Here is a 6,816-nt window from a genome sequence, read left to right on the forward strand (position 1 = left end):
GCGCCCTAAAACGGGCGCGTTCTCGTCTAGCCCATGTCGACCGGGTCGACCTTCATGTACTCTCGGGCCACCACGGTCGCGTACGCGCCCTTCGGGAGCGCAAACGAGAACTCGAGAGGGTCGTGCTCGACTTCGATCTCGGTCCGGACGAGGATCGCCCTCCGGGTTCCAGTCGAGTGGAACTCGCCGGGGAGATCGAAGTCGCCGGGCGCGAGGTCGAGTTCGTCCAAGACTTCGCGTTCGATCTCGCCCTGTTCGCCGTCGGCGAGTTCGGTGTCGGTTCCAACCAGCGGCGCGGTGACGAACGCCCGCCCGCGCGCACAGTGGCGCGCGACCGACTCCACACGTCGATCGGTGACCCGCTGGCTCCGGTCCGGGTCCGGTACCGCGAGCTCCCCCGAGAGGTCGCCGTCGAGAAAGCAGACGACATCGCCCTCGACCGGCCGGTCGAACGGCAACTCGCGCCGGAGCCGCTCGCTACAGATCCGGTTGAACGCGTAGGACTGGGCGGCGTGGACGAACAGCCGCTGGAGGTTCGAGGGAAGTTTCTCGATGGCGGCCCGGAACACGTCGGGATCCGGCTCCTCGCCGTGGCCGGCGAGTTCGTGGAGCATCGACCGCTCGTAGCCCAGTCCCCGCGGGAACTCCTCGAGGGCGTTCTGCCAGTCGCGGGTGTCCTCGACGAACCGCCGTGCCTCCTGGGTCTGCTCGGGTTCGTCCACCGTGGGGCCGCCGAGGTAGGCCATCACCGCGCCCTCCCAGTCGCCCCGAACGATCTCAAGGCCGACGGCGTGGGTCACCGGTCGACGGCTGCCGAACCGTTGCTGGCCGAAGAAATTGGGGATGCCGATCGCCTGCCCGTCGCCCTCCGCAGCCTCGTCCTCGCCGTCCCGGCTATCGGGTCCACCGTCGCCGGCGAACGCCGCCAGCTCCTCGGAGATCCCCGGCGCGTTCTCGGGGCGCTCGGGGTCGTCGACGACGATCCCGAAGGCGTTGCCCGCGAGGTCACCGAACTCGAGTCCCCGCCCCGCCCGGCCGACGGGCTCGATCCCCGCGCCGTCGATCTCCGGGAGGTCCGCGGGCGCGAGATCGGGGGCGTCGATCGAGAACAGCTGGGTCGTCCGGGCGTACTTGTCCTTCGTTCCCGCCCACGAGACCCGTTCGCGGCTCATCTCGAGGGCATCGGAGAGTCGTTTGGCGAAGTCGTTGGTGTCCCAGTTCGACAGCGTCGCTCGGAAGACGAGGTGGGGGTAGGCGTCCGTGCTCGCATCCAGGGGCTCGGTCGGGAACGCCTCGAGCTCACGGACCCGGAACCGGTCGTCGCGGCCCCGCAGTCGACCGCCGACGCCGTCGGTCTCGCTGGCGTAACCCTCGATGCCGACGGCCTCCTCGGTGGGGTGTGCCGGACGCATTGGGGGAGATGGGGGAAGCCGCGCCAAAGGCCTCCCGGTCCGCTCCCGTCCGCTACGCCGGCCGCTCACGCCTCAGCCGAACCGTTCGGCGAGGCGCTCTGCGGCCTCCTCGACGCGGGGCGTGACCAGCGCGAACCGGAGCCAGTCCGAACGGGAATCGCCAAAGGCCTCCCCTGGCATCCCCGCGACGCCGATATCGTCGATCAGTGCCTCGACGTTCTCGAGGGTGCCGGGATACCCCTCGAATCGGGCCATCACATAGAACGCTCCGTCGGGACGGGTGTACTCCGCGCCCGCCGCCTCGAGGGCCCCGGTAAAGGTCTCGACACGTTCGGCGAGCAGTTCCCGGTTGGCCTCGTGGTAGGCGGGATCGGTCTCGCGGAGAGCGTCGAGGACGGCGTACTGGGCCGGTCGGCTGCCGGCGACGTTGATCAGCATGTGGCGGCTCTTGGCCTCCTCGGCCAGGTCGTGAGGAAAGACGGCGTAGCCGACGCGAAACCCCGTGATCGCGAGCGTCTTCGAGACGGAGTCGGTGACGATCCGGTTCTCGGACTCGACGCCGAGCGCGCTCGCAAACGTCCCCGAGAGGTCGTAGTGGTCGTAGACCTCGTCGCTGAGGAGGATCGCGTCGTACTCCTCGGCGACGGCGACGAGTTCCCGCATCGTCTCCTCGGGGTAGACCGCTCCAGTGGGGTTGTTCGGCGTGTTGACGACGAGACAGCTGGTGTCGGTGCTTGCGGCCTCCCGAACCCTCTCCGGGTCGAGTTGCCCGTCCTCCCCTGCGGCGACGAATCGCTGGCTCCCGCCGAGCAGCGTCGTCTTCCCCGGATAGTAGGGGTAGACCGGGTCCGTCAGGAGCACCTCCGAGCCCCGATCGCGCTCGAGGGCTCGAGCCATCGCGAGGTAGTTCGCCTCGCCGGCGCCGTTGGTGACGACCACCTGGTCGCGGTCGACGCCCCGTCGAGCGGCGATCTCCTCGCGGAGCTCGAGGAGGCCGTCGCTCGGAGGATACTGGAACTCGCTGCTCTCGAGGTCGGCGTACTCCCGCAGGCCCTCCCGGAGCGCCTCGGGGGGCTCCCAGTCGGGGTTGCCGCTGACCATGTCGATCACGTCCCGGTCGGCCCGGACCGCGTAGCGCATGACGTGGAAGAAAAGCGGGGTCTCGTACTCCATGCGGTGGAGTGGGTCCGGAGGGTCCGTGGGTCTTTCGTCGGAAGCGACCCGTCCGAGGGGACTTCCATCGGGTGACATGCTCCCACGACTGAAATCGTGAGCTTCCCACGCCCGCCAACGGGCGGTTCGTTGGTCTCTTCGGCTTTCCGGTCCGACGAACCGGTGGGAGTGCCACGCCCCCGTTACTCCTATCGCGCACGGGACTCGGAGTTACGTGGTTGTTTTGCGTCGGTCTGCGTTCCACGGGCTTACTTGTTTGATGAGGCAACCACCGAGTCAACTGCCAGTTTGTGGACTGTCGAGACGCGACGAGGGACCGTCGCATCGACGGACAAATATACGGGCGTGGGGCACTCAACCCTTCCGGTTTCGGCAGTTGGACAGTGTGCGGCGATTCCTCCCACGACTGAAGTCGTGGGTTTTCTCGCCTAATTCGTATAACCCTTCGGGTAGGTCATAGATGAGCTTCACCGTCGCCAAGACGTATCAACCGAGAATCCGAACGACGTATCATGAAACGACGCACACTCCTGGTAGCGGGCGTTGGTGTTCTCGGCGGGTGTCTGGAGACGGGCATGGACGGTTCGCCGGGCTCGACCGGGACGAGCGATGACGACGAAGCAAACGGAACGGACCGGGACGACGAATCGAACGGGATGAGCGATGACGACGAGTCGAACGGAACCGAGCAGGACGGGGGCTCGAACGGAACGAGCGGAACCGACGAGGCGAACGGAACGGATGAGGACGAGGGATCGAACGGGTCGGACAAAGACGACGGCTCAAACGGGACGGGCCGGAACGAGGACTGCGAAGGCGACCTGATAATCTCCGAGATCTATCCCGACGAGGTCGAACGGGACTACATCAGCCACGAATACGTCCGACTGGTAAACGACGGCGAGTGTGCCATCGAAGTCGGCGGATTCACGATCGATTACGGGAACGGAAACGAGTACGAACTCTCCGACCTCGAAGTAGAGCCCGGTGCGCGGATAGTGCTTCGGAGCTACGGCCGCCCGGACTCCGTACTGGAGTCGTCTCCACCCATCTACCTCCGTTCTGCGGGCTTCGGCAACTCGACGGATACCTCCGTGATGGACGGCTCCGGGGTCGTGACGCTTCGGAACGACGACGGAGACGTCATCGACGAGAAGCGCTATGACCAGGACGCCTGCAGGACCGAGGGCGCCCTCGAGATCAAGTACACGTGCCCGGAGGAGGTCGAACGAAAGTACATCAGCTACGAATACCTCCGGATCGAGAACACGGGAGAGTGTGCCATCGACGTGACTGACTTCACCGTAGAGTACGTGAACGAAGAGGCAACGAGACAGTACACGATCCCCAAACTCGAGCTAGAGGAGGGAGAGATACTCGAGCTCAGGAGCCGAGCGGGAGAGGACACGTGGCTCGATACGGATCCACGTGTCTACATCCATCACGCTGGCTTCGGGGACGGAGACGAGACCTCGGTCATGGACGGCACTGGACTCGTGGTGCTTCGAGACCGGAACGGGGACGCAATCGACGACTACGAGCACGACGACACCGACGACGAAGCGTGCTTGCGGTAGCGAGCATCCGACCCGTACGGGAGGGGAGTCCGTCCCCCGGAGGACACGGGAGATCCGTCGCGAGGAAGTTCACGACGCGATCGAGCAGTTCCTTCCGCCGGTCGTCAGTCGGTCACCTGGAACTCGACACCGACGGCGTACTCCGTTACGCACGACCGATCGAGCGCCGCGGCGGGTTGTACCACGAGCGATCGGCGCCCGTCGCCCTCCCAAGCTACAACCGTCCTTTCAGCTTGGGGCAGCTACTTTTCCCGTCGGTCCCATCCCCCGAACGGGTCGGTCGCCACGACCGGCTCGCGGGCGAGGTCCGACTGACACGGCCCTCCGCTCCTCATCTCCGTCGTATCGACTGCGTTACTCCGAGCGTGGTATCTACCGCTATCAGTTATTCCACATTCCGTGATCTCGGTAGAGCAATGCGAGATAGAGCACGAAGCCAGCACGAACGATTTCTCTCGGCAGGCATTCCGAATCCGCTACTCTGCCGATGCTGATCAGTCACGTCCTATCCGCGCCACGCTTTTTGTCGTCCGTCCAGTAGCAAGCCGACGTGTACCACGACCTATTGATCCCGACGGATGGATCCGATGCGAGCGCCACGGCGCTGGACCACGGCATGGAGATCGCATCGAGTACGGGTGCGACGGTGCATCTCCTACACGTCGTAGATCTCGGGACGGAAATGTCCGCCTCAGGTCTCGGTAACATCGCGGACGACCTCACTGACACGCTCGATGAGGACGCCGAATCGGCGCTCACCCAAGCCGAGGAGAGGGCCGACGAGGCCGGTGTCACCTCCGAGCGTGCCGTTCTCGAAGGATTTCCGGACGACGCAATACACCAGTATAGCGCCGATAACGGGATCGACCTCATCGTGATCGGAGAAAGCGAGGGATCAACCCTCTCGGAACAACTCTTCGGGAGTACCACGGAAGACGTTCTCGACTCGGTAACGACCTCAGTACTAGTCGCTCGTGAATGAGTCTCCGCCGATCCAACCCCACCGTATTGAAAACCATCTCCCGTTCAGAACGTTTTGACCACCTCCCGCGCCTAAAGTCGCGGGAATCCCACCATGGGATTTCAGGCCGAGCGCGGCCCTAAGGTTTCAAGACGCATACGCTCCAAGCGTCAATTGCTGGGCTTCAGCATCGGCTTGGCTGTCTTGCGGGCCGGTCAAACGGCCCCCTTCCTCAGCCGAGTCATCGCCATCCGTGTGTTCTCTTGAATGGCTCTCTCCGCCGAGGTAGCGGTCTGCAATATTGAGCGCGGCGTTGATGTCCGCGTGGTACTCCGAAACCCAACACTCCGAGTTGGAACACTTGAACGTCGCTTGGTCGGGTCGGTAGCCCTGCTCTCCGCAACAGTGGCACGTCTTTGAGGTGTATGCAGGATTCACTGTCTCCACGCGAATCCCTTTCTCGGTGGCCTTGTACCGAATCTGGGCGTGCATCTTTGCGAAGCCCCATCCGTGAAGCCGCCGGTTCATGAACGCGCCGTAGTCCATGTTCTCGCGGATGTGAGTCAAGTCTTCCAGAACCAGCACGGGATTCTCGAATTGGCCGGCGTAGGCGACGACCTCCGACGTGACCGTGTGAAGGATGTGTTCGACGTGTCGCCACAACTCGTCGCCGTAGGATTCAGCGATACGTTCGCTTCCGCGTTTCTCAAGGCGTCGAGTCGCCGTGAAGTACGTCTCACGGAGTTGTCGCACTTGCTTGCCCTCGTCGTTCCAGAGGTTGGGTGTAGCCGGGGAGCCGCGCTCGTCACGGTGACACACCGTTACCAAAGAGGCTTCCCCGATGTCTACCCCAATCGGCGTTTCGTCCGCCGAACTGGATCGTTCCTCCACGTCCCGAGTTGCGACGATGTGCAAGTACCACTCGCCACCACGGTCGAACAGCCGACACTCGCCCATCGTCGCGTCCTCCACGTGCAATGCTTCCAGCCACTCTCGCTGTTCGGGGTTCGGTTGGGCGGGGAGCCACAGGTTGTAGTCGTCGTGGTGCGGGATTTTGACGTACCACTCGATGGCGTTCTGTGGTTTGTGGTTGAGCTTCGGACCTTCGTTCGTGAACCGAACAGGGTGGTCGTCGTGAAGCTCGTTCGCGTCGTAGCTTCCGCCACAGAGTTGCGGGACGTACTTCTTGAGCGCGTTCTTCGCGTATCCGCTCAGGTCGTAGTTGACCACCACGTCATTCGCTTCGGTCTGGGTGGTACAATTCGCGTTGAACGCGGTTTCGAGAGCGTCTTGGTACGCCCGCTTTGTCTCGCAGAGCTTCCGGTGCTTGTGAGCGTTCGGCTCCACAAGCTTGAGTTCCAACGTCTCGGTAAGTTCGGTCACTGTTTGCCCTCCTCGTGTCGTTGGATGTAGTCTTGAACCGTTTCGCTTGAGACGTGTCCTGCTGTTCCGGCGTAGTAGCCGCGCTCCCACTTGATTTTCTCGCCGTCGTGCTCGGCGTATCGGTGATTGTACTTCCGCCATCCCTTCTAGTTTAACGACCCGAACCACCGCCATCTGATGATTACATATCGCTGGTGCTACCAGTTTGAGGAACCCGGTGGAGAGTATGACTTACACCCCACCGGATTCCGTAGTTGTTGACCGGATTCAAAGAGCGTTTCCCTCCGATAAGTTGCGCGAGCGTGCTCGC

5 protein-coding genes and 1 pseudogene are annotated in these 6,816 nt (G+C 63.5%); 2 read left to right on the top strand and 4 right to left on the bottom strand.

All coding sequences use genetic code 11. The features are described from left to right. Positions 1–26: 26 nt before the first annotated feature. Positions 27–1,412: a tRNA pseudouridine(13) synthase TruD gene (truD, locus tag LCF40_RS13835; protein WP_224828877.1), complete on the bottom strand. Its 1,386-nt coding sequence runs from the start codon at positions 1,410–1,412 to the stop codon at positions 27–29. 72 nt (positions 1,413–1,484) lie between these two features. Beyond that, on the bottom strand, positions 1,485–2,585 hold the full coding sequence (locus LCF40_RS13840; protein ID WP_224828878.1) for a pyridoxal phosphate-dependent aminotransferase: 1,101 nt from the start codon (positions 2,583–2,585) through the stop codon (positions 1,485–1,487). A 512-nt stretch (positions 2,586–3,097) separates the two neighbouring features. Between LCF40_RS13840 and LCF40_RS13845 the strand changes: the two genes are divergently transcribed. Next, positions 3,098–4,162 carry a lamin tail domain-containing protein gene (locus LCF40_RS13845; protein WP_224828879.1) on the top strand — a complete coding sequence of 355 codons (1,065 nt, stop codon included), beginning with the start codon at positions 3,098–3,100 and terminating at the stop codon, positions 4,160–4,162. Between the two features lie 550 nt (positions 4,163–4,712). Next, complete coding sequence (locus LCF40_RS13850; protein WP_224828880.1) at positions 4,713–5,144, top strand: universal stress protein; 432 nt, start codon at positions 4,713–4,715, stop codon at positions 5,142–5,144. A gap of 126 nt (positions 5,145–5,270) precedes the next feature. Here LCF40_RS13850 and LCF40_RS13855 read toward each other — a convergent pair whose 3' ends face one another. Beyond that, entirely contained in the window at positions 5,271–6,506 is a 1,236-nt protein-coding gene (locus LCF40_RS13855) for an RNA-guided endonuclease InsQ/TnpB family protein (protein ID WP_224828881.1), read from the bottom strand. Continuing rightward, positions 6,503–6,643: pseudogene (locus tag LCF40_RS13860) on the bottom strand (transposase); the annotation flags it as partial. The pseudogene LCF40_RS13860 and the gene LCF40_RS13855, both read right to left, overlap by 4 nt. Between the last annotated feature and the right edge of the window lie 173 nt (positions 6,644–6,816).

Source organism: Saliphagus infecundisoli (genome assembly GCF_020177375.1).
Lineage (GTDB): Archaea > Halobacteriota > Halobacteria > Halobacteriales > Natrialbaceae > Saliphagus > Saliphagus infecundisoli.